Origin of the sequence: Streptomyces achromogenes (assembly GCF_030816715.1) — a bacterium.
GTDB lineage: Bacteria > Actinomycetota > Actinomycetes > Streptomycetales > Streptomycetaceae > Streptomyces > Streptomyces achromogenes_A.
Window position 1 is genome coordinate 8,337,440 of the sequence record NZ_JAUSYH010000001.1, and the last position, 20,555, is coordinate 8,357,994.

The window sequence follows — 20,555 nt, forward strand, 5'->3', positions numbered from 1 at the left end:
CTGTCCTGAGAGGTGCTGTGCGGCGTGTCCTCTAGCGCGTGGGCTGGCGCAGGACGGCGACCTCCCGCGGACCGAGCACCAGGGCGCCGTCCGTGCCGCCGGAGCCGATCAGGACCTCTCCTGCCAGCCCGGCCACCGGCACCGTCGCGTCGGTCCTGTTGACGAGGAACAGGAACCGCTCCCCGGCGCCGCGGCGGACGGTCAGCTCGACCTTGCCCCGCACGTCGGCGGGGAGTTCACTGCCGACGCCGGCCGGCTCCAGCAGCCGCGGCAGCAGCGAGCGGAGGCCGTCGACGCCGAGCCGGGTGGAGACGTAGGAGGCGGAGCCGGCGCCGGTGGGCCGCCGGGTGACGGCGGGGCGGCCGGCGTGCACTCCGGTGCGGTAGTGCGCCAGTACCTCGGTCTCGTCGCCGGTCACGGCGATCCGGTCCGTCCACAGGGTGCCCCAGGTGGAGTCGTCGAGCTCTACGCGCTCGCCGGCGAGCAGCGGGCCGAACTCCTCGATGCGGACGCCGAGCAGGTCGCGCAGGGCGCCCGGGTAACCGCCGAGCCACACGTGGTCGTTCTCGTCGACGATCCCGGAGAAGTACGTGGTGACGAGGTGGCCGCCCTGCTCGACGTACCGAGTGAGTTCCTTGGCGAGCTCGGCGGGGACGACGTGCAGCACGGGCGCGACGAGCACCTGGTGCCGGGAGAGGTCGGCGCGGGTGGTGACGAGGTCGGCGCGGACGCCGAGGGAGAGCAGCGCCGAGTACCAGTCGAGCGCCTCCTGCCGGTAGTCCAGCAGGGCGGTGGGGTGGGAGTCCTGCTCGCTCGCCCACCACGACTGCCAGTCGTAGAGGATGCCGACGGAGGCCGCCTCGCGCTCCGAACCCGCCACCGGGGCCAGGGTCTTGAGCTGGGCGCCGAGGTCGGCGACCGCGCGGAAGAGATCGCTGTCGGGGCCGGCGTGCGGAACCATCGCCGAGTGGTACTTCTCGGCGCCCGCCGCGGACTGCCGCCACTGGAAGAAGCACACCGCGTCCGCGCCGTGCGCCACGTGCAGCAGTGAGTCGCGGGCCAGGTCGCCGGGCCGCTTCGCCACGTTGACGGGCTGCCAGTTGACCGCGCTGGTGGAGTGCTCCATGAGGAACCACGGCCGCCCGCCCGCGATGCCGCTGACGAGGTTCGCGGAGAACGACAGCTCGTCGCGGTCCTGCGGGCCGGGGTGCACGTAGTGGTCGTTGGAGACGAAGTCGATCTCGCTCGCCCAGTCCGGGTAGTTCATGCCCTTGGTGCCGCCCATCACCATGAAGTTGGTGGTGACCGGGATCCCGGGGGTGATCTCCCGCAGGATCTCCCGCTCGGCGACCAGGTGGTCCTTCAGGGCGTCCGAGGAGAACCGCTTGAAGTCCAGCTGCTGGGTCGGGTTGGGGTGCGAGGCGGCCAGCCGGGGCGGCAGGATCTGCTCCCAGTCGCTGTAGCGCTGCGACCAGAACGCCGTGCCCCAGGCGTGGTTGAGCGCGTCGAGGCTGCCGTAGCGGGCGCGCAGCCAGACCCGGAAGGCGCGGGCGGCGTCGTCCGAGTGGTCGTAGACGTTGTGGCAGCCCAGCTCGTTGGAGACGTGCCAGGCGACGAGGGCCGGGTGGTCCTTGTAGCGGCCGGCGATCTCCCGGACCAGCCGCAGGGCGTGCTCGCGGAAGACCGGCGAGGTGGGCCGCCAGTGCTGGCGCGCCCCCGGCCACAGGGTCTCGCCGTTCGCCGTGACCGGCAGGATCTCGGGGTGGGCGCTGGTCAGCCACGGAGGCGGGGAGGCGGTGGCGGTGGCCAGGTCGACACCGATCCCGCCGGCGTGCAGCAGGTCCATGACCTCGTCGAGCCAGCCGAAGTCCCAGGTGTCCGGGCCCGGCTGGATGCGGGCCCAGGAGAAGATCCCCACGGAGACGACGGTGACGCCGGCCTCCTGCATCAGCCGGACGTCCTCCGCCCACACGTCCCTGGGCCACTGCTCGGGGTTGTAGTCGGCGCCGTAGGCCAGACGCGGAGCGGGGTCACCGTCCGCCCCGCTCAGCATGCGGGACTGGAGGGTGGAGATCATGGCGGTCCTTCCGAAGGTGGTGCACGGGGGCGGCGCGGCCCGGGTGCCGCGCCGCCCGGCGTTTACTGCTGTGCTGGTGCTGTGCCGACCGCTTCGCGGTCGACTGGTTCTCGACTACTTCTGGATGGTGAAGCCCTGCTCCTCGCCGTACTTGACCGAGGCGTCCTGCCAGGCCTTCAGGCCGTCCGCCAGCTTGGTGCCGGAGACGTAGGCCTTGCCGACCGTGTCGTTGAAGATCGAGTTGGCGTACGGCTGGAACGGGAGGTACGACCAGTCGCTCGCCACGTTCGCGGCGGAGTCGGCGAAGATCTTGTTCGCCTCCTGGCCGTCGAAGTAGTCGAACTTCTTGCTCTGGAACGCGGGCGACTCGAGCTCCGCCTTGGTTGCGGGGAAGGCGCCCTCGCTGATGCGGGTGGCGACACCGGCGCCGGAGTTGGCGTACTCGGTGAAGGCGTAGGCGAGTTCCTTGTTCTTGGCCAGCGTCGGGACGGCCAGCGAGCTGCCGCCGTTCTCCGCGCTCGCCTTGTCGCCCTTGGTCCAGGCCGGCATCGGCGCCGCGCGCCACTGGCCCTTGGCGTTCGGGACGCCGGTGGCGAAGTTGGCGGGCATCCAGGCGCCGGTGGCCAGGGTGGCGATGGTGCCGTCGCCCAGGCCCTTGTACCAGTCGTCGGTCCAGCCGTTGACCGGGGCGAGCAGCTTCTCGCTGATCAGCTGCTGCCAGACGGTCTCGTACTTCTTGGCGCCGGCGTCGTCGAAGTTGACGCCGAGCTTGGTGCCGTCGACCTTGTAGGGGCGCGAACCGGCCTGCCACAGCAGGGAGGTGGTGAGGCCCGCGTCACCGAGGTCGCTGGTGATGTACGCCTTCGGGTCGGCCTTGTGGAGCTTGCGGGCCGCGTCCAGGTACTCGTCCCAGGTGGTGGGGACGGCGATCTTGTACTTGTCGAAGACCGTCTTGTTGTAGAACAGCGCCATCGGACCCGAGTCCATCGGCAGGCCGTAGACCTTGTCGCCGTCGCTGACCGCGTTCCACGGGCCCGGGGTGTACTTCGACGCGAGCTTGTCGGCGCCGTAGGGGGCCAGGTCGGTCAGGCCCTTGGTCAGGGAGTACTGGCCGAGCGCGAAGTACTCGACCTGGGCGACGTCCGGGACGCCCTTGCCGGCCGAGATCGCGTTGGACAGCGCGGTGTAGTGCTTGTCGCCGGAGCGCTCGCTGACCAGGTTGACCTTGACCTTCGGGTACTTCTTCTGGAAGTCGGCGGCCACGGTCTTCAGGGTGGGCTCCCACGCCCAGACCGTGATGTCGCCGCCCTTGTCCAGGGCTGCCTGGATGTCGCCGGCGGAGACGGCCTTGGTGTCGGAGTCGTCGTCCGAGCCGCCGCAGGCGGTGACGCCCAGGGCCAGGGTGGAGACGAGGGCGATGCCGCGCAGGATGCGGCTCGTTGTTCTGCGCATGGGGCTTCCACTTCTTCGTGGGTGGGACAGGTGAGGGTGGGGGTGTCGCTGGTGCTGGTAAGGCTTAAATGTGGGGCTTGTGGGGGCCGTCCACGTCACTCCTTGACGCTTCCGGCGGCGAGGCCGGACTGCCAGTGCTTCTGGAGGAACAGGAAGGCGGCGATCAGCGGAAGGATCGTCAGCAGGGACCCCGTGATCACCAGGTTGAAGATCACGTCACCGCCGATGGTCTGTGCCTGGGAGCTCCAGGCGCTCAGACCCAGCGTCAGCGGGTACCAGTCCGGGTCCTTCAGCATGATCAGCGGGAGGAAGTAGTTGTTCCAGGTGGCGACCGTGGTGAACAGCAGCACGGTCACGATCCCGGGGGCCAGCAGCGGCAGCGCGACCTGGAAGAAGGTCCGCACCTCGCTCGCCCCGTCCATCCGGGCCGCCTCCAGCAGCTCGGTCGGGATCGCCTCGGCGGCGAACACCCACATCAGGTAGAGGCCGAACGGCGACACCAGCGAGGGGATGATGACCGCCGAAGGGGTGTCGGTCAGCCCCATCTTGCTGAACATCAGGAAGGTGGGCACCGCCAGCGCCGTACCCGGCACGGCCACCGCGCCGATCACCACGGCGAACACGGCGCGCCTGCCGGGGAACTGGAACTTCGCCAGCGCGTACCCGCCGAGCACGGCCAGCAGCGTCGCGCCGCCCGCGCCGAGCCCCACGTACAGCAGGGTGTTCAGCAGCCAGCGGCCGAAGATGCCGTCGTGGTAGGTGAAGGTGTCCCGGACGTTGTCCCACAGCGCGAAGTCGTGGGCGAACCACAGGCCGTTGGAGTCGGCCAGGCCGGCCTGGGTCTTCGTCGAGTTGATGATCAGCCAGATCAGCGGCACCACGGTGTAGAGGACCATCAGGGCCATCAGCACCGTCAGCAGCACGTTGCGCTTCGGCTTGCCGGGGGTGTGCTTCTTACGGGGGGTGCGCAGTCCGGGCGCGGCGCTCTTCGCGGGGGAGGCGGTGACAGAGGTGCTCATCGGGTCACGCTTCCTTGCGCATGCCGCGCAGCTGGACGGCGTAGGCGACGATCATCGTGATGACGCCCATGATGATGGCCACCGTCGCGGAGTAGTTGTGCTGCTGGCCGTTGAAGGACAGCGAGTACGTGTAGAAGTTCGGCGTGAAGTCCGTGGTGATCGAGTTCAGTGCCAGCGGACGCAGGATGCTCGGCTCGTTGAAGAGCTGGAAGCTGCCGATGATCGAGAAGATCGTGGCGATGACGATCGCTCCCCGGATCGCGGGCAGCTTGATCGAGCGGATGATCCGCCACTGTCCCGCGCCGTCGATCTCCGCCGCCTCGTACAGCGAGGTCGGGACGACGCGCAGCGCCGAGTAGAAGATCAGCATGTTGTACCCGACGAACTCCCAGGTCACGATGTTGCCGATGGAGGCGAGCACCCAGCCGGGGGAGAGCAGGTCGGGCAGCGTGACACCGAACGCGGAGTTGATGTCGCCCACCAGGCCGTACTTGGTGCCGTACATGAAGCCCCACATCAGGGTGGCGACCACGGCGGGCACGGCGTACGGCAGGAAGATCGTGATGCGGAAGAAGCTCTTGCCGTAGAGGCGGCCGCTGTCCAGTGCCAGCGCCACCAGCAGGGCGATGCCGAGCATGAGCGGCACCTGGACGGCCAGGAAGAGCGCCACCCGGCCGACGGCGCCCCAGAAGGCGTCGTCCTGCAGGGCCCGGGTGTAGTTGTCCAGGCCGACGAACTGGTTTCCGCCGATGAGCTGGTTCCGGAAGAGGCTGAGGTAGATCGAGTACACGATCGGGGCCAGGAAGACCAGCGCGAACACGGCCACGAACGGACCGAGGAAACCCCACCCGGTCCAGGAGCGGCGGTCCCGTTTCGCCGGAGGCGGTGCCGGCCGCGGCTCGGCGGCCACCGGCGGTTGCAGCGTCGTCATGTAGTTCCTCGCTCGTCCAGTCCTGGAACCGGCGGTGATGCGCGGAGATTTCCGGTCGCCTCGCCGCCACCATGATGTTTGCGTAAACATCAGCCACGCAAGAGGGCTGTACAAGCTGTTATGTTTACGTAAACATCTGATGGCGGCATGTCTACACTGCCCCGATAACGATGGTCAAGGGCCCTCCGGGGAGACTGTGACAGCTGAGCCGACAGAGAGGTGGGCACACGGGGTGGACATGGCCGAAAGAACATCGGCGAAGGGGTCGCGGCGGCCGCGGGCCACGGCCTCCATGGCGGATGTCGCGCGGCTCGCGGGGGTGTCCTCGCAGACGGTGTCCCGGGTCTCCAACGGGTACGCCGGGGTGAACGAGGAGACCCGGCAGCAGGTGCTCGAGGCCATGAAGGAACTCGGCTACCGGCCCAACAGCGCCGCCCGGGCCCTCAAGCGCGGCGAGTTCCGCACGATAGGCGTCATCACGTTCACGCTGTCCACCACCGGAAACGTGCGCACCCTGGAGGCGATCGCCACCTCGGCGGCGGAAGAGGGCTACGCGGTGACGCTGCTCCCGGTGGCCGTCCCCACCTCGGACGAGGTGCGCGGCGCGTTCTCCCGGCTGGAGGAACTGGCCGTCGACGCGGTGATCGTCATCATGGAGGTGCACCTGCTCGACGCGGCGACCGTCAAGCTCCCGCCGCACGTCCAGGTCGTCGTGGTGGACTCCGACGCCGGCGACCACTACACCGTCGTCGACACCGACCAGGCCGGCGGCACCCGTACCGCCGTCCAGCACCTGCTCGACCTCGGCCACCGCACCGTCTGGCACCTGGGCGGGCCCGAGGGCTCGTTCGCCGCGCAACGCCGCGCGGACGCGTGGCGCGCCGCTCTCGCCGAGGCGGGCCGTCCGGCCCCGCCCCTGGTCCGCGGCGACTGGTCGGCGGAGTCCGGCTACCGGGCCGGCCTCGAACTCGCGGCCCGCGAGGAGTGCACGGCCGTCTTCGCGGCCAACGACCAGATGGCCCTGGGTCTGCTCCGCGCCCTGCACGAGGGCGGCCGCCGGGTGCCCGAGGACGTCAGCGTCATCGGCTTCGACGACATCCCCGAGGCGAGCTCCTTCCTGCCCCCGCTCACCACCCTGCACCAGGACTTCGCCGAGGTGGGCCGGCTCTGCGTCCAGGCCGTGCTGCGCAAGATGCGCCCGGACGGCGCCGAACACGGGACCACGCTGGTTCCGACGCGGCTCGTCCATCGGCAGAGCACGGCCCCGCCGCCCGGGGTGGACTGACACCGAGCGGCGCCGGCCGCGCCGCACCCGGCTGCTCGACAACGTCACGGTGCACAAGGCGACTTGGGGTGCGCCCGCGTCCGGGAAGGGCCGGTCACCTCGGGTGCTCGCCCACGGCCCGGGCCGCCGTACGCCAGGCCGTGGTGACCGCCAGCCGGGCGGCCGTCGTCCCGCGCTCCGTCTCCGCCGGCAGGCGCAGCGGCGCGCCCAGGTGGACGTGGCAGTGCGGGCGCCGAACCGGCGCCGTCAACGTGCCCGCCAGTTGCTTCGCCGCCGAGCCGGAGGCGATGCGCCGGGCGCCCGCGTGCCCCACCGGCACCACCAGGGCGCCGGTCGTCTGCGCCAGGCGGGCCAGCCCGGTGCGGAACGGTTCGGGCGCGGTCGCCGCGGCGTCCCTGCGGCGCGGCAGCCCGCCCTCGCCGTACAGCAGCACGTGCCGTCCGCCGGCCAGCGCCTCGGCGGCGGCGTCGAGGGCCAGCGCCGCGTGCGTCGTGCGGCGGTGGACCGGGATGTGCCCCTCCCGGGTCAGCGCCCGGCCGAGCAGCGGTACGCGCCACAGCCCCGCGGTAGCCATGACCACCGGGTCCAGCTCGAACCGCCGCAGGGCGGCCATGACGACGGCGGGGTCGGCCAGGGAGTCGTGGTTGGCCACGAAGATGCTGCCCGCGGGCAGCCGCAGCTTGATCTCACTGGTGACGGTGAGCCGCCCGAAGAGCGGCGTCAGGGCGATGACAGCACGGCTGAACACGAGGATGCCTCTCCGTAGGGGCGGTCGGAGCCTCAGTGTCATGGGTCCCGGCCGGCCACGCCTGAGTACCGCTACTCAGATCCCCCGCCGAACACCTCCCGGAAGCACCGGTGTTCACCGCCCCGTCGGGGGCATGCGCAGAACAGCGGCTCCCCGGAAGGAGCCCCCACCCCGAAAGGACGGACCCCGTGGTCGCCATCGTCTCGGCAGTGCTGTTCTTCATCGCCTTCCTGATCAACGCGGCGGACATCTCCACCAACGACACCTTCAGCTCCACCAACCTCATGCTCCTCGGCCTGACCGCGCTCGCCCTCCACGTCGCGGGCATCGGCAGCGGCTGGTCGGTGCGCGGCCGCCGACGCTGAGCGCCTGCCCGGCGACCCGCGCGAAAAGCCGGCCCGTACTCGCGGACAGCCGCTCCCACGAGGGAAGATGGGACCGCACGGCAATGGTCAACCGATGTGGAGGAGCGGGCACATGCAGCACGAGCGAGCGGGCCAGGCGGCCGGCCCCGAGGATCTCGTCGACGTCGCCCGGCTGGTCACCGCGTACTACGCGCTGCACCCCGACCCGGCCGACCCGGCGCAGCGCGTGACGTTCGGCACCTCCGGACACCGCGGATCGTCGCTGAACACCGCGTTCAACGAGGACCACATCGCGGCCACCAGCCAGGCCATCTGCGAGTACCGGGCCGCGCAGGGCACCGACGGCCCCCTCTTCCTCGGCGCCGACAGCCACGCCCTGTCCGAGCCGGCCCGGGTCACCGCCCTCGAGGTGTTCGCGGCCTGCGGCGTCACCGTGCTCATCGACAGCGCCGACGGCTACACGCCCACGCCCGCCGTCTCGCACGCGATCCTGACCCACAACCGCGGGCGCACCGCCGGCCTCGCCGACGGCGTGGTGGTCACCCCCTCGCACAACCCGCCCGCCGACGGCGGCTTCAAGTACAACCCGCCGAGCGGCGGGCCGGCGGGCTCCGACGCCACCTCCTGGATCCAGGACCGGGCCAACGAGATCATCGCGTCCGGTCTGAAGGACGTCCGGCGCGTCACGCAGGTCCGGGCCCTCGCCGCACCCACGACGCAGCGGTACGACTTCCTCGGCACGTACGTCGCCGACCTGCCCGGCGTCCTCGACCTGGACGCGATCCGCGCCGCCGGCGTGCGCATCGGCGCCGACCCGCTGGGCGGGGCGTCGGTCGCCTACTGGGGCAGGATCGCCGAGCAGCACCGCCTCGACCTGACCGTGGTCAACCCGCTGACCGATCCCACCTGGCGATTCATGACGCTGGACTGGGACGGCAAGATCCGCATGGACTGCTCGTCGCCGTACGCGATGGCCTCCCTGATCGGCCGGCGCGACCGGTTCGACATCGCCACGGGCAACGACGCCGACGCCGACCGGCACGGCATCGTCACCCCCGACGCGGGCCTGATGAACCCCAACCACTATCTGGCCGCGGCCATCGCCTACCTCTACGCGCACCGCGGGCAGTGGCCCGCGAGCGCGGGCGTCGGCAAGACGCTGGTGTCGTCCTCCATGATCGACCGCGTCGCCGGCGATCTCGGACGCCGGCTGGTCGAGGTGCCCGTCGGCTTCAAGTGGTTCGTGGACGGCCTGGTGGACGGCTCGCTCGGCTTCGGCGGCGAGGAGTCCGCGGGCGCCTCCTTCCTGCGCCGCGACGGCTCCGTCTGGACGACCGACAAGGACGGCATCATCCTCGCGCTGCTGGCCTCCGAGATCACCGCGGTCACCGGGAAGACCCCCTCCGAGCACTACGCCGCGCTCACCGACCGCTTCGGCGCTCCCGCCTACGCCCGCGTCGACGCCCCGGCCACCCGGGAGGAGAAGGCGCTGCTGGCACGGCTGTCGCCCGCGCAGGTCACCGCCGACACCCTGGCCGGCGAGGCGGTCACCGGCGTGCTCACCGAGGCGCCCGGCAACGGCGCGTCCATCGGCGGCATCAAGGTGACCACCGAGAACGCCTGGTTCGCGGCCCGCCCGTCGGGCACCGAGGACGTATACAAGATCTACGCCGAGTCCTTCCTCGGCCCCGACCACCTGCGCCGGGTCCAGGACGAGGCCAAGGACGTCGTCGACGCGGCGCTGGGCGGCTGAGCGCCTGCGCGGGCACGGGGCGGCGACCGGTGCCCGCGCAGACGCTGCCGCTCCCGCCGGTGTTCCGCGGCGGCGGCCGGGTGCGCCGGGCCTGCGGGTGCACTGCTGCGCGGTGCGTCTGTCGGGCCCCGCGTCACGGCCGCTATGATCCTCTAAAGGTAAAATGCGAAGTTTGCCCGAGAGGGTCGTCCTCCCGACGAGCTGCCGTCCCCGCCGGAGTGATCATGTCCCGCAAGCGCACCACGGACGACGGCGACGAGCTGCTGGCCAGACTCGGTTCGCTGACCGCCCAGGCGCGTGAGCGCGCGGAGCAGCAGCGCTCCCGTGTCGAGCTGGCCCTCGCCCTGCAGCGCGGCATGCTGCCCCGCGACCTGCCCGCCGGGCCGGGATTCCGGCTGGCCGTGCAGTACGCGCCGGCCTGCCACGGGCTCAACGTGGGCGGCGACTGGTACGACGCCTTCGCCATGCCGGACGGGCGTGTCGGCCTGTCCATCGGCGACGTCCAGGGCCACAACATAGAGGCGACCGCCTTCATGGGCCAGGTCCGGGCCGGACTGCGCGCCCTGGCCTCCGTGACCGGGGAGCCGGGCGAGCTGCTCGCCCGCACCAACGACCTGCTCCTCTCCCTCGGCAGCGATCTCTTCGCCACCTGCACGTTCATGCGGCTCGATCCCGCCACCGGAGTGCTCGAGAGCGCCAGGGCGGGCCACATCCCGTGCGTGTGGGCCACCGCGGACGGCAAGTCCGGCGTCGCCGACGACGAGGGCGGGCCGCCGCTGGGGGTGCAGGAGGGCTCGGACTACCCCGTCACCCGTTACCGGCTGACCAAGGGCGGAGTGTTCGTCCTGCTCACGGACGGTGTGGTCGAGGGGCCGAGACTGAGCGTCGAGGAGGGCCTCGACCAGGTCGTACGGCTCGCGGGCATAGCCGCCGTCGCGCAGATGGAGGCGGGCGCGCTCGCCGCCGCGGTGATCAAGGGCGCCGAGCGGGTCGGGCACGAGGACGACGCGGCGGTGCTGGTGGTGGGACACGACGGGCTGGTGGCGCCGGAAGTGCACGGCGTGCAGCCGTAGGGGCGGCCGGGGCGGCGCCGCGCTTCGGCCGTGGGCCGGACGGCGGCCGGCCTCAGCCGGAGGAAGGGAGACGGGGGCGCTCGCCTCGCCGACGGCGCGGCGCCGGTGTCTGATGGCTGCTGTGGTGGGTTTCGAGGTTCTGCGCAGGCCGGCCGGCCTCGTCGTTGCGACGCCGGCCGTCGCCCTCTGCTACTACGCGGCGGGGCGACTGGGCCTCCTGCGGGAGCTCGTCGTCGAGGGCGCCGTGTTCACCCCCATCTGGCCGCCCACCGGCGTCGCGGTGGCCTGTCTGCTGCTCTTCGGGCTCCGCTGCGCGCCGGGCATCGCCCTCGGGGCGCTGCTCGTCATCATGTCCCTGACGTCCCTGCGCCCCGTGGTGATCGGCAACCTGGTGGGCAACACCGCCGCCCCGGTCTGCGCGTACCTCCTGCTGCGCAGAGTGGGCTTCCGCAACGATCTGGCCCGACTGCGCGACGGCCTCGCACTGGTGTTCCTGGGGGCGCTCACCGCGATGCTGGTGAGCGCGACCGTGGGCGTCGGGCTGCTGCTGCTCACCGACCGCCTCGGCGCGCACAGTTTCTGGCCCGTCTGGCTCGCCTGGTGGGTCGGCGACGCGATGGGCGTACTGCTCGTCACCCCCGTGCTGCTCATGCTGTTCGCGGTACGCCTGCCCCTGGACCTGTCGCGCTGGAAGGAGGCCACGGGACTGGCGCTCTGCGCCTGCGTCCTGGTCCCGGCGGCCACGCGGAGTTCCGTCAGCCTCCTGTTCCTGGTCTACCCGCTGCTGATCTGGGCGGCGCTGCGCTTCCAGCTCGCCGGCAGCATGCTGTGCGCCCTGTTCACCTCGGTGCTGGCCACCGTCGCCGCGACGGACGCCGTCGGGCCCTTCGAGGGGCTGACCCGGATCGAGGTGATGATCAAACTCCAGGCCTTCAACGGGACGATGGCCTTGACCGCCCTGCTCCTCTCCGCGGTGATCGCCGAGCAGCGCAACACCCGCCGCTCCGTGGAACGCGCCTGTCAGGAACTGGTCGAGGTCCTGGAACACCTCACCGCGGGCGAGGCCCCGCCCGGCCGCCCGCCGAAGGATCCCGAGGACTGACGCCGCCGCCCGGCGTCCGGACCACCGCCGGGTCCTGCGGGTCACCGTCGATGTCAGTGGCTGCGCCTACGGTTCGATCGGTGGGACTCGCCGGAACGGCCGCGGGCCCGCCTGGGGAGAGGTGTGTCATGTCTACCGGGTCCAGCACGCTGTCCACGACGTATCTGGAGCTGTCGCAGGACGACGGGAGCGCGCACAAGTTCTACGAAGTCACCGTCGACGGCACGGCGGTGACGGTGCGGTACGGGCGGATCGGCGCCACCGGCCAGGTCCAGACGACCGCGTTCCCGACCGTCGAGAAGGCGCGCGCCGCCGCCGCGAAGAAGGTCGGGGAGAAGGTCCGCAAGGGCTATGCGCCGGCCGTCGCCGGGCAGCGCGCCCCCCGTGCGGTCACGCGCCGTCAGGTCGCGTCGGCGCCGTCCACGGCGCGTGCGGTGGCGCCGGTGCTGTGGCGGTTCCGCACCGGCTCCTCCGCCTTCGGCATCCATGTCGACGACGACCACTGCTGGGTCGGCAACCAGGCGGGCGACGTCTACACCCTGGACCACGAAGGCGGCGTCCTCGCCCGGTTCAACCTGCCGGACGGCGTGAAGTGCCTGGTCGCCGACGACTTCTGGATCTACGCCGGCTGCGACGACGGCAAGGTGTACGACCTGTCCTCGAAGCTGCCGTTCGCGGCCTACGACATCACCGCCGACGTCGACATCTTCTGGCTGGACATCCACGAGGGCGTGCTGAACGTCTCCGACCGAGGCGGCCGGCTCACCGTCATCGACCACGAGGACGAGCACCAGTGGGTCCGCCGCAGCCAGGGCGAGCACGCGTGGATGGTCCGCGCCGACGACCGCAGCGTCTACCACGGCCACCTCCGGGGCGTCACCGCCTACGCGCCCGACGGCGGCGGCGAGCTCTGGCACACGCCCACCCGGGGCGGCGTCCTCTTCGGCTGGCAGGAGGACGACGCCGTGTACGCGGGCACCGCGCACCGGGTGGTCCAGCGGCTGTCGAAGGCGACCGGCGCGATCGAGGCCACGTACGGCTGCGACGGCGCGGTGTACTCCTGCGCCACCTCGCCGGGCGGCCGGTTCGTGTTCGCGGGTGACGCGTCGTCGTCCGTCTACTGCTTCGACCGGGACGGCACCCGCCTGTGGAAGCTCGGCACCGGCGGCGGCTCGGCCCTGTCGATGCAGTACCACGACGAACGGCTGTACCTGGTGACCACGGACGGCTCGCTGGTCTGTGTGGACGCGAGCGAGACGGCCGTCTCCGCGGCGCAGGAGGGCACCGTGCCGGTGGCGCGGGACGTGAAGCTCGCCGCGGTGCTGCCGACCTACGCCCCGGCCACCGCGGTGAGCGCGGTGGCGACGGTCGCCCAGGCGCCCGCCGGCGCCGTCGTCGTCGAGTGCGTCCGGGAAGGCGGCCGGGTCCGGGTGCACGTGGTCTCCGACGGCTACGACACGTCGTGGAACGTGCAGTTCCCTCGCGAGATACGCGAGCCCGGGGCGCGGTACGTGGTGGACGCCCTGCACTCGGCGGCCGGCGGCTTCTACCGGGTCCGCGGCGACATCCGCCGCCTGCTGTGAGCGGCCGGGGGCGCGGGGGCGACGCATCCCCGCGGGGGCGACGGCACGGCGCCCCCGCCGCAGAGCCCCTGACGGGCTGTCACGGCGGAGGCGGGGTCCGTTCGTCCGGGCGCCGCTCCTGGCGGCGCTCCGGCCGTCGGCTACGGCTTGCGGGCGAGGCCGCCGTGCTCGCCGATCACGGCCGGGGCCGGCGAGGTGGCCTCCGGACGCCACAGCGGGACCGAGACGACTCCGGGCTCCAGCAGCTCCAGGCCGTCGAAGTACGCGGTGATCTCGTCGACCGTGCGCAGGTTGTACGGGACCGCGCCGCTCTCGTTGTAGGCGTCCTGGGCCTGCTCGAAGACCGGGTCCACGCCCCGCGAACCATCGTTGACGGACAGGTAGCTCCCGGAGGGCAGTGCGGCCATCAGCCGGGTGACGACGGAGCGGGCCTCGTCGTAGTCGGCGACATGGCCCAGGATGTTGCTGAGGATGAGAGCCGTGGGGCGGGTGAAGTCCAGCGTCTCGGCGGCCGCCGCCAGGATGCGCTCGGGGTCCAGCACATCGGCGTCGACGTAGGCGGTCGCGCCCTCCGGGGTGGAGGTGAGCAGGGCGCGGGCGTGGGCGAGTACCAGCGGGTCGTTGTCGACGTAGACGATCCGCGTCTCGGGAGCCAGGCCCTGGGCGACCTCGTGGGTGTTCTCGGCGGTCGGCAGGCCGGTCCCCACGTCGAGGAACTGCCGTATGCCGGCCTCGGCGACGAGGAAGGTGATGTTGCGGCGCAGGAAGGCGCGGCTGCTGCGGGCGATGGTGACGATGCCGGGGAAGACGGCGGTGTACGCGTCGCCGGCCTGCTCGTCGACGGGGTAGTTGTCCTTCCCGCCCAGCCAGTAGTTCCAGATGCGGGCCGAGTGCGGCACCGTCGTGTCGATCTTCGGAGGGGCCGCCGGTCCGGGCGTGGTGACATGGTCGGTCATGAGGGGCGTCCGTCTTTCAGCCGTGGCGTGAGCAGGTCGAGCCACAACTTACGTCCCAACGGCCATGTTACGGACACCAGTTAACATTTTCGTTCGGTTCCAGCGACCTATCGGCACAATTGCCCGGTGTGGCGGAAAAGTGCGCACGGACGTCGTAGGCGACCGGGCCGACGACCCGGCGAACGACCGGACCGGCGCAGGGGCCGGCGCCCCGACGGCCGGAAGTTCCGGACCGGTACCGTGGCCGCCGTGAAGGCAGGCACCCGGGAGACCCGGCTGGTCGTGCTGCGCGGCAACAGCGCCTCGGGCAAGTCGTCGGTGGCGGCGGCCCTGCGCGACCGGTACGGCCGCGGTCTGGCCCTCGTGGCGCAGGACAACCTCCGCCGCGTCGTGCTGCGTGAGCGCGACCGGCCAGGGGCCGCGAACATCGGGCTGATCGACGCCGTCGCCCGCTACGCCCTGGACGCCGGCTACCACGTCGTCCTCGAGGGCATCCTGTACGCCGACCACTACGGCGCCATGCTCGCCCGGCTGCGCGCCGAACACCGCGGCCCCACCCACGCCTACTATCTCGACGTGCCGTTCGCCGAGACCCTCCGGCGCCACGCCACCAAGCCGATCGCGCACGAAGTGGGCGAGGCGGATCTGCGCGACTGGTACCGCCCCCTGGATCTGCTGCCGGGCGGGGCCGAGACCGTCATCGGCGAGGACAGCGCCCTCGACGACACCGTCGAGCGCATTCTGCGCGACACGGGCCTGCACCGTCTGCCGCCGACGGACCGCTGACCGGCCTCCCACGTCCTGCGCCGGTCGACTGCCGTCACCACGCGGACTCCAGACACTCCGCCAGCCGTGCGACGGCGGCCGGATCGGGCAGATCCCGCAGCGAGGCGAGGACCTGACCGCTCGCGAACTGCCGTTGCGCCGGCGTCACCGTCGTGTCGATCGCGCACTCGGCCTGCACGCGGACGTAGTTCAGGGCCGTGGCGAACAGCATCGAGAACGAGCCGAGGCCCCTGAGCACGGGGCGGCCTCCGGCTTCCCGGTACGCCCGCACCAGCCGCCGGGCGGACCCGGCCTGGAAGTCGTTCCCGCCGGACCACACGAACACGGCCTGCGCGAGTTCGCGCCCCGCCGACGTCGGCCCGGCGTTGTCCCAGTCGAGGAGAACCGGCCCGCGTGGCCCCACCAGCACGTTCTGGGGCTGCACGTCGAGATGGGAGGTCACCACCTCCTCACCGGCGGACGGAACGCCGTCGGCGACGGACGCGGTGACGTGGCGGGCGAGCTCCCCGGCCGACGAGGCGACGAACCGGCCCAGGTCGTCGGCCCACGGCACGCCGGCCCGCCGCACCTGTGAGTGGAGACTCGCCCACTCGGCGGGCGAAGGGCACTGCTCGTACCAGGGATCGGGCGTCCCGGCCTCCCGCGCCCCCGCCCGGTGCAGGGCGGCGAGCGTCCGGCCGCACCAGCTGAGGATCTCCGGATCGGAGGGGTCCGCCCGGGTTCCGTCGACCCACTCGTACAGCTTCACGCGGGGCCCGTCGGGCGAACCGCCGAGCCGTGTGAGGTAGGCGCCGGTACGGTCGGGGAAGAGCCGCGGAGAGGCGATGCCCAGCCCTTCCGCGGCGTCGCGCAGCGCGGACTCCCGCAGGACCTGCTCTTCGTCACCGTCGAAGAGCAGCTCCTTCACCGCCCATGCCGGCCCGCCCGACAGGCCGTTCGGCGCGTGCTTCCGCGTCAGCTTCCAGATCTGCCCGAGCGCGCCACGGGCGACCGGCGCCATGGCCCACTCACCGGAGCCCAGCGCGTACGCGTCCGCGACGACGTCACCCAGGCCGCCCGTGTCGTGCATGTGCAACTCCCGTCGAGCGGTCGGTGTGCCGGTGTGCCGGTGTGCCGGTGTGCCGGTGTGGCGGGCCGGTCACGGCTTGATGCCGACGCCCGTCCACAGGCTGACGGTGGCGTCCGTGGCCTCGACGGCGCCGTCCGGACGCCAGCGGTGGCCGACCGTGACGCCGGGGTCGAGGAGGTCGAGCCCGTCGAAGAAGCGGGTGACGTCCTGCTGCGAGCGGAACCGCACCGGCGTGCCCGCGCTCGTGTAGATGTCGGTGACCTTCTGCCAGGTGGCCGGGTCGAAGTCGGGAGTGCAGTGGCTGAGGGCGAGCGCGCTGCCCGACGGCAGGGCGTCCAGCAGCCGTCCCACGATGCCGTACGGGTCCTGCGCGTCGGTGACGAAGTGCATGAGCGCGTTGAGGGACAGGGCCACCGGCCGGTCCAGGTCGAGCACGTCGGCCAGGGCGGGCGCGTCGAGCAGCGCGCCGGGGTCGTTCACGTCACCGTGGACGTAGGCCGTGCGGCCCTGGGGCGTGCTGCGCATCAGCCGCTCCGCGTACTTCAGGACGAGCGGGTCGTTGTCGGCGTACACGACGCGTGCGTCGGGGACCACGGACTGGGCGACCTGGTGCAGGTTGGGTTCGGTGGGGATGCCGGTGCCGATGTCCAGCCACTGGCGGATGCCGTGCTCGCGCGCGAGGACCCGGGTCGCCCGGTGCATGAACGCGCGGTTCTCCCGGGCGCACACGAAGATGCCCGGGTAGACCGACGCCACGGTCTCGGCGGCCTGCTTGTCCACGTCGAAGTGGTCCTTGCCGCCGAGGTAGTAGTCGTACATCCGGGCGGAGTGCGGCCTGCTGGTGTCGATGTCCCGCGGGGCGTTCGAGGTGGTCATCCTGTGCCTTTCGGTGGTGTGCGTGGGGGGTGTCCGGCGGATCGCGCCGGCGGGCGGACGCCTTGCGTCGTCCGTGCCCGGGTCTCAGCCGGCCGCGAGATGGTCGGCGAGACCCCGTTTGACGCCCGCGACGAACGCGGCGATCTCCTCGGGGGTGTAGATCAGCGCGGGGCCGGCGGGATCGGTCGACTGCCGCATCGCCACACGCCCGTCGGCCAGCTGCTTGGTCTGCACGCACTGGCCGCCGTTGGGGCCGCTCCAGGGTGACTCCCAGCCGCCTTCGCCGAGGTCGGAGGCGGGCATCCCGTTGTAGACGGGGTGGTGGGCACGGCCGTCGAGGCCTTGTACGCCGGTCATGAGTACTCCTTGCGCATCCGGTTCAGGAGTGCCCTGCTGTCGTTGTCCGAGGTCAGCAGGGACATGCGGTTGTGCGCCTCCAGATGGGTCGCGACGTCGGGGCGCTGGTCCAGATAGACGGCGCCGGAGAGGATCTCGGTGTAGACGATGTCGGGCAGCTCCGGCTCCTCGAACCGGAAGTAGGTGAACGGGGCGCACGCGCCGACGTGGGCGCCGGCCGCGAACGGCACGACGTCCACGCTGACATGCTCCAGTTCCGACACCTCCAGCAGCCGGTCGATCTGCTCCCGCATCACCTCGGCGCCGCCCACCACCCGGTGCAGCACGGCCTCCTCCAGCACCACCCACAGCGTGGGCGCGTCGGCTCTCTCCAGCAGGCTCTGGCGGCGCAGCCGCAGGTCGACGCGGCGCCGCAGATCGTCGTCCCGGTCGTCCGGGAAACCACCGCTCAGGACTTCGCGCGCGTAACGCGCGGTCTGCAGCAGGCCGGTGACGTAGTGGGGCTCGTAGGCGCGCAGGGTCCGGGCCGCGGTCTCCAGGCTGACGTAGGCGCTGAACCAGCTCGGCAGCACGTCGCGGTACGGGTGCCACCAGCCCGGCTCGTTGGCCCGCTCGGCGAGACCGACGAACTCCTCTATCTCCTGCCGGTCCGCCCCGTACGTCTCCAGCAGGATCTCCACGTAGAGCGGCCGCAGTCCGACCTCGGCCTTCTCCAGGCGTCGTACGGTCAGCGGTTTGACCCGCAGCGCCCTGGCCGCGTCCTCCAGCGAGACGCCCGCGTTCCGGCGCCGCTCCTGCAGGCGTCGGCCGAGGATCATGCGCAGCACGGTGGGCGCACTGGGGCTGCCCGCGCCCGAACGGCTTTCGCTCACGCCTACCTCCTGGGGAGAGACACCGCCGCGAGTCCGGCGGCGGCATGCCGGAGCGGGCCGGACGGATATCGGCTTGCTGAAATTATCAGGCAGTCGGTTGCAGCTTGAACTTCAGTGCGAGCATAGTTACTTGTGTGAACCGCGCCGCCGACTTCGAGCGTTCTCCCGTCAAGCTCCGCCATCCCCGCGCGAGTTGGACCGTCCGGGAGTTCACCGGCGCAGGGCCCGTCCGGAACACCCCCTCCTCTTGGGCCCCTTGCTCACCTTCCCCCGGCCTCTGGCTGCTCCCGTCCCCCACGGAAGGCGACCACCGTGTCCCCCCACGCGACCTCCCCCCAGTTCTTAGACACCTGGAGCCCGGACCGGACGCACTGGCTCGAACTCCCCGCGCACCGCTCCAGCGTGTCGATCGCCCGCCGCTCCACGACCATGTGGCTGACCGCCTGGCGCATGCCGGCCGAGTTGTGCGCGGACGCCGTCCTGCTCGTCTCGGAACTGGCCACCAACGCCGTACGGCACACCCTCGGGACCCGGTTCCTGTGCGGGGTCGGCCTCGTCGCCGAGGGATGCCTGCGCCTGGAGGTGCACGACCACGACCGCACCGGTCGTGGCCTGCCACGCTGCGAACCCGGCCCGGACGACGAGGGCGGCCGCGGGCTGCTCCTCGTGGAGCAGCTCTCCCAGGCCTGGGGAGTGGACCGGTCCACACTCACAGGCGGCAACGCGGTGTGGGCGACCCTGGCGGACTGAGCGCGCGCACCCCTGGCGGGGGCGTCCGCTCCCGGCCGTGCGGCCGGGCGTCAGCGGCGCGCGGGCGTCAGTTCGGCGAGCAGCAGGGTGCGGTCGTCGGCTCCCGCCGTGCCGGAGGCGGCGTGCAGGAGCCGTCGGCACAGGGACGGCAGCGCGTCCCGGGCGTCGCCGTCCCCGGCTTCGGCGGCGACCGCGTCCACGGTGCGCGCGAGGCGGGTGATCTCGTGGTCGATGTCGGCGTCGCGGGACTCGACCAGACCGTCGCTGTAGAGGACCAGCAGGGCGGGGTCGGGCACGCTCAGCACGGTCTCCTCGTAGCTGCCCGCGCCCAGTCCCAGGGGCAGGCCCGCCCCGGTCAGCGTGACGGGGGCGGTCCGGCCCCGCGGACCGCGCAGCAGCGGGGGAGGGTGGCCCGCCCCCACCAGGGTGCAGGTGCGCCGACGGGCGTCCCACTCGGCGTAGATGCAGGTGGCGAAGGAGACGCCGGGTGAGTCCCCGGCGAGGGCGTCGAGTCGTGCGACGAGGTCGGCCGCGGGTATGTCCAGCGCCGCCAGGGTCCGGACGGCGGTGCGGAGCTGAATCATCGCGACGGCGGACTCGGGACCGTGCCCCATCGCGTCCCCGACGATCAGACTGACCCGGTCGCCGGGACGCTTCAGCACGTCGCACCAGTCACCGCCGACCAGGTTGCCGTGCCCGGCCGGCAGACAGCCGTGTGCGGCGCGGCAGCCTCCGAACTCCTCGGCGGCGCCCGACGGCAGGCTGTTGCGGATGGCCAGCGCGGTGCGCCGCTCACGCTCGTACCGGCGCGCGTTGTCCAGGGCGACGGCGGTCCGCGCGGCCAGCGCCTCCACGGCGGCCACGTCGGCCGTGCCGAACGGCGGCCGGCCCGGTCCCCTCGTGCAGTTGACGAAGCCGATCGGCTTGTCCCGCAGCCGCAGCGGGACGACCAGGAACGACGTCACGCGCCGCAGGTCGCCGGCGCGCGCGTCACCGTCGCCCGGACCGACGAGCCGCCCGGAGGTGTGCGGGTCCACCGCGTCGAGCACCCGTGCCCGGCCGTCGGCGAGAGCGCGGGCATAGGGCGTCCGGCGGGAGTGCGTGACCACCTCGCCGACGGGCAGCGCGTGCTCCCAGTCCGCCTGCGCGCCCGGCCCGACACGCAGCGCCGTCCGGCGCACCTCGACCCGGGGAGCGTCCGCGCGCACGCGTGCGTTCTCCTCGAGACGCCAGCGCTCCAGCACGTACACGGAGGCCGCGTCGCAGAACCCGGGGGTCAGCGCGTGCACGAGGTGGTCGGCGGTCATCCGCAGGTCGAGTTCCGTGCCGATGACGTCGGCGGCGGGCGAGAACGCCGACCGGCGGGGGGAGGGCAGGGCCGCGGACGGGTCGGGGGCGGCGCTGTGCGGTTCGTTCCGCAGGGTTGTGCCTTTCCAGTGGGGGCTCCGGCCGCGCGACGGGGGTGAGGGGGAGCCGCCGCGCACCCACGCTCACTATATGA

The 20,555-nt window shown here is 72.1% G+C and carries 19 protein-coding genes; 8 read left to right on the forward strand and 11 right to left on the reverse strand.

What is annotated here, in order from left to right; all coding sequences use genetic code 11:
- Positions 1-31: 31 nt before the first annotated feature.
- The 4 genes from QF032_RS36645 to QF032_RS36660 all read right to left on the reverse strand — a co-directional run bounded on the left by QF032_RS36645 (position 32) and on the right by QF032_RS36660 (position 5,479).
- Positions 32-2,077 (reverse strand): beta-galactosidase, encoded by a 2,046-nt coding sequence (locus QF032_RS36645; protein WP_307048679.1) that lies wholly within the window; start codon positions 2,075-2,077, stop codon positions 32-34.
- 114 nt (positions 2,078-2,191) lie between these two features.
- Positions 2,192-3,529, reverse strand: a complete 1,338-nt coding sequence (locus QF032_RS36650; protein WP_306946149.1) for an ABC transporter substrate-binding protein — start codon at positions 3,527-3,529, stop codon at positions 2,192-2,194.
- A 95-nt stretch (positions 3,530-3,624) separates the two neighbouring features.
- Positions 3,625-4,548 (reverse strand): carbohydrate ABC transporter permease, encoded by a 924-nt coding sequence (locus QF032_RS36655; protein WP_307059449.1) that lies wholly within the window; start codon positions 4,546-4,548, stop codon positions 3,625-3,627.
- A gap of 4 nt (positions 4,549-4,552) precedes the next feature.
- Positions 4,553-5,479 carry a carbohydrate ABC transporter permease gene (locus QF032_RS36660; RefSeq protein WP_307048681.1) on the reverse strand — a complete coding sequence of 309 codons (927 nt, stop codon included), beginning with the start codon at positions 5,477-5,479 and terminating at the stop codon, positions 4,553-4,555.
- A 238-nt stretch (positions 5,480-5,717) separates the two neighbouring features.
- On the opposite strand from QF032_RS36660, the gene QF032_RS36665 reads away from it, so the two are divergent.
- On the forward strand, positions 5,718-6,764 hold the full coding sequence (locus QF032_RS36665) for a LacI family DNA-binding transcriptional regulator (protein ID WP_306946146.1): 1,047 nt from the start codon (positions 5,718-5,720) through the stop codon (positions 6,762-6,764).
- A 94-nt stretch (positions 6,765-6,858) separates the two neighbouring features.
- Here the strand turns inward: QF032_RS36665 and QF032_RS36670 are convergent, their stop codons facing one another.
- Positions 6,859-7,512 (reverse strand): lysophospholipid acyltransferase family protein, encoded by a 654-nt coding sequence (locus tag QF032_RS36670; protein WP_306946145.1) that lies wholly within the window; start codon positions 7,510-7,512, stop codon positions 6,859-6,861.
- Positions 7,513-7,700: 188 nt separating this feature from the next.
- Between QF032_RS36670 and QF032_RS36675 the strand changes: the two genes are divergently transcribed.
- The 5 genes from QF032_RS36675 to QF032_RS36695 all read left to right on the forward strand — a co-directional run bounded on the left by QF032_RS36675 (position 7,701) and on the right by QF032_RS36695 (position 13,388).
- Positions 7,701-7,877, forward strand: coding sequence for a hypothetical protein (locus tag QF032_RS36675; protein ID WP_307048684.1), 177 nt, complete (start codon positions 7,701-7,703; stop codon positions 7,875-7,877).
- A gap of 112 nt (positions 7,878-7,989) precedes the next feature.
- Complete coding sequence (gene pgm, locus QF032_RS36680) at positions 7,990-9,630, forward strand: phosphoglucomutase (alpha-D-glucose-1,6-bisphosphate-dependent) (protein ID WP_307048686.1); 1,641 nt, start codon at positions 7,990-7,992, stop codon at positions 9,628-9,630.
- A gap of 224 nt (positions 9,631-9,854) precedes the next feature.
- Complete coding sequence (locus tag QF032_RS36685; protein ID WP_307048688.1) at positions 9,855-10,703, forward strand: PP2C family protein-serine/threonine phosphatase; 849 nt, start codon at positions 9,855-9,857, stop codon at positions 10,701-10,703.
- Positions 10,704-10,815: 112 nt separating this feature from the next.
- Complete coding sequence (locus QF032_RS36690; protein WP_307048690.1) at positions 10,816-11,805, forward strand: MASE1 domain-containing protein; 990 nt, start codon at positions 10,816-10,818, stop codon at positions 11,803-11,805.
- 128 nt (positions 11,806-11,933) lie between these two features.
- Entirely contained in the window at positions 11,934-13,388 is a 1,455-nt protein-coding gene (locus tag QF032_RS36695) for a WGR domain-containing protein (protein WP_307048692.1), read from the forward strand.
- Positions 13,389-13,528: 140 nt separating this feature from the next.
- Here QF032_RS36695 and QF032_RS36700 read toward each other — a convergent pair whose 3' ends face one another.
- Positions 13,529-14,344: an SAM-dependent methyltransferase gene (locus QF032_RS36700; protein ID WP_307048694.1), complete on the reverse strand. Its 816-nt coding sequence runs from the start codon at positions 14,342-14,344 to the stop codon at positions 13,529-13,531.
- A gap of 240 nt (positions 14,345-14,584) precedes the next feature.
- Between QF032_RS36700 and QF032_RS36705 the strand changes: the two genes are divergently transcribed.
- Positions 14,585-15,130, forward strand: a complete 546-nt coding sequence (locus QF032_RS36705; RefSeq protein WP_307048696.1) for a kinase — start codon at positions 14,585-14,587, stop codon at positions 15,128-15,130.
- 34 nt (positions 15,131-15,164) lie between these two features.
- Here QF032_RS36705 and QF032_RS36710 read toward each other — a convergent pair whose 3' ends face one another.
- The 4 genes from QF032_RS36710 to QF032_RS36725 all read right to left on the reverse strand — a co-directional run bounded on the left by QF032_RS36710 (position 15,165) and on the right by QF032_RS36725 (position 18,304).
- A complete protein-coding gene (locus QF032_RS36710; protein ID WP_307048697.1) occupies positions 15,165-16,199 on the reverse strand; it encodes a phosphotransferase enzyme family protein in 1,035 nt (344 codons plus the stop codon).
- Positions 16,200-16,268: 69 nt separating this feature from the next.
- The gene (locus QF032_RS36715; RefSeq protein ID WP_307048699.1) at positions 16,269-17,075 is read right to left on the reverse strand and encodes an SAM-dependent methyltransferase; all 807 of its coding nucleotides are present in this window, start codon (positions 17,073-17,075) and stop codon (positions 16,269-16,271) included.
- Between the two features lie 84 nt (positions 17,076-17,159).
- Positions 17,160-17,432, reverse strand: coding sequence for a DUF397 domain-containing protein (locus QF032_RS36720; RefSeq protein WP_307048701.1), 273 nt, complete (start codon positions 17,430-17,432; stop codon positions 17,160-17,162).
- Positions 17,429-18,304 carry a helix-turn-helix domain-containing protein gene (locus QF032_RS36725; protein WP_307048703.1) on the reverse strand — a complete coding sequence of 292 codons (876 nt, stop codon included), beginning with the start codon at positions 18,302-18,304 and terminating at the stop codon, positions 17,429-17,431. The genes QF032_RS36720 and QF032_RS36725 overlap by 4 nt, the downstream gene beginning before the upstream one ends.
- A 312-nt stretch (positions 18,305-18,616) precedes the next feature.
- Between QF032_RS36725 and QF032_RS36730 the strand changes: the two genes are divergently transcribed.
- Positions 18,617-19,054 (forward strand): ATP-binding protein, encoded by a 438-nt coding sequence (locus QF032_RS36730; RefSeq protein WP_307048704.1) that lies wholly within the window; start codon positions 18,617-18,619, stop codon positions 19,052-19,054.
- Between the two features lie 50 nt (positions 19,055-19,104).
- Here QF032_RS36730 and QF032_RS36735 read toward each other — a convergent pair whose 3' ends face one another.
- The gene (locus QF032_RS36735; protein WP_373430431.1) at positions 19,105-20,538 is read right to left on the reverse strand and encodes a PP2C family protein-serine/threonine phosphatase; all 1,434 of its coding nucleotides are present in this window, start codon (positions 20,536-20,538) and stop codon (positions 19,105-19,107) included.
- Positions 20,539-20,555: the final 17 nt, after the last annotated feature.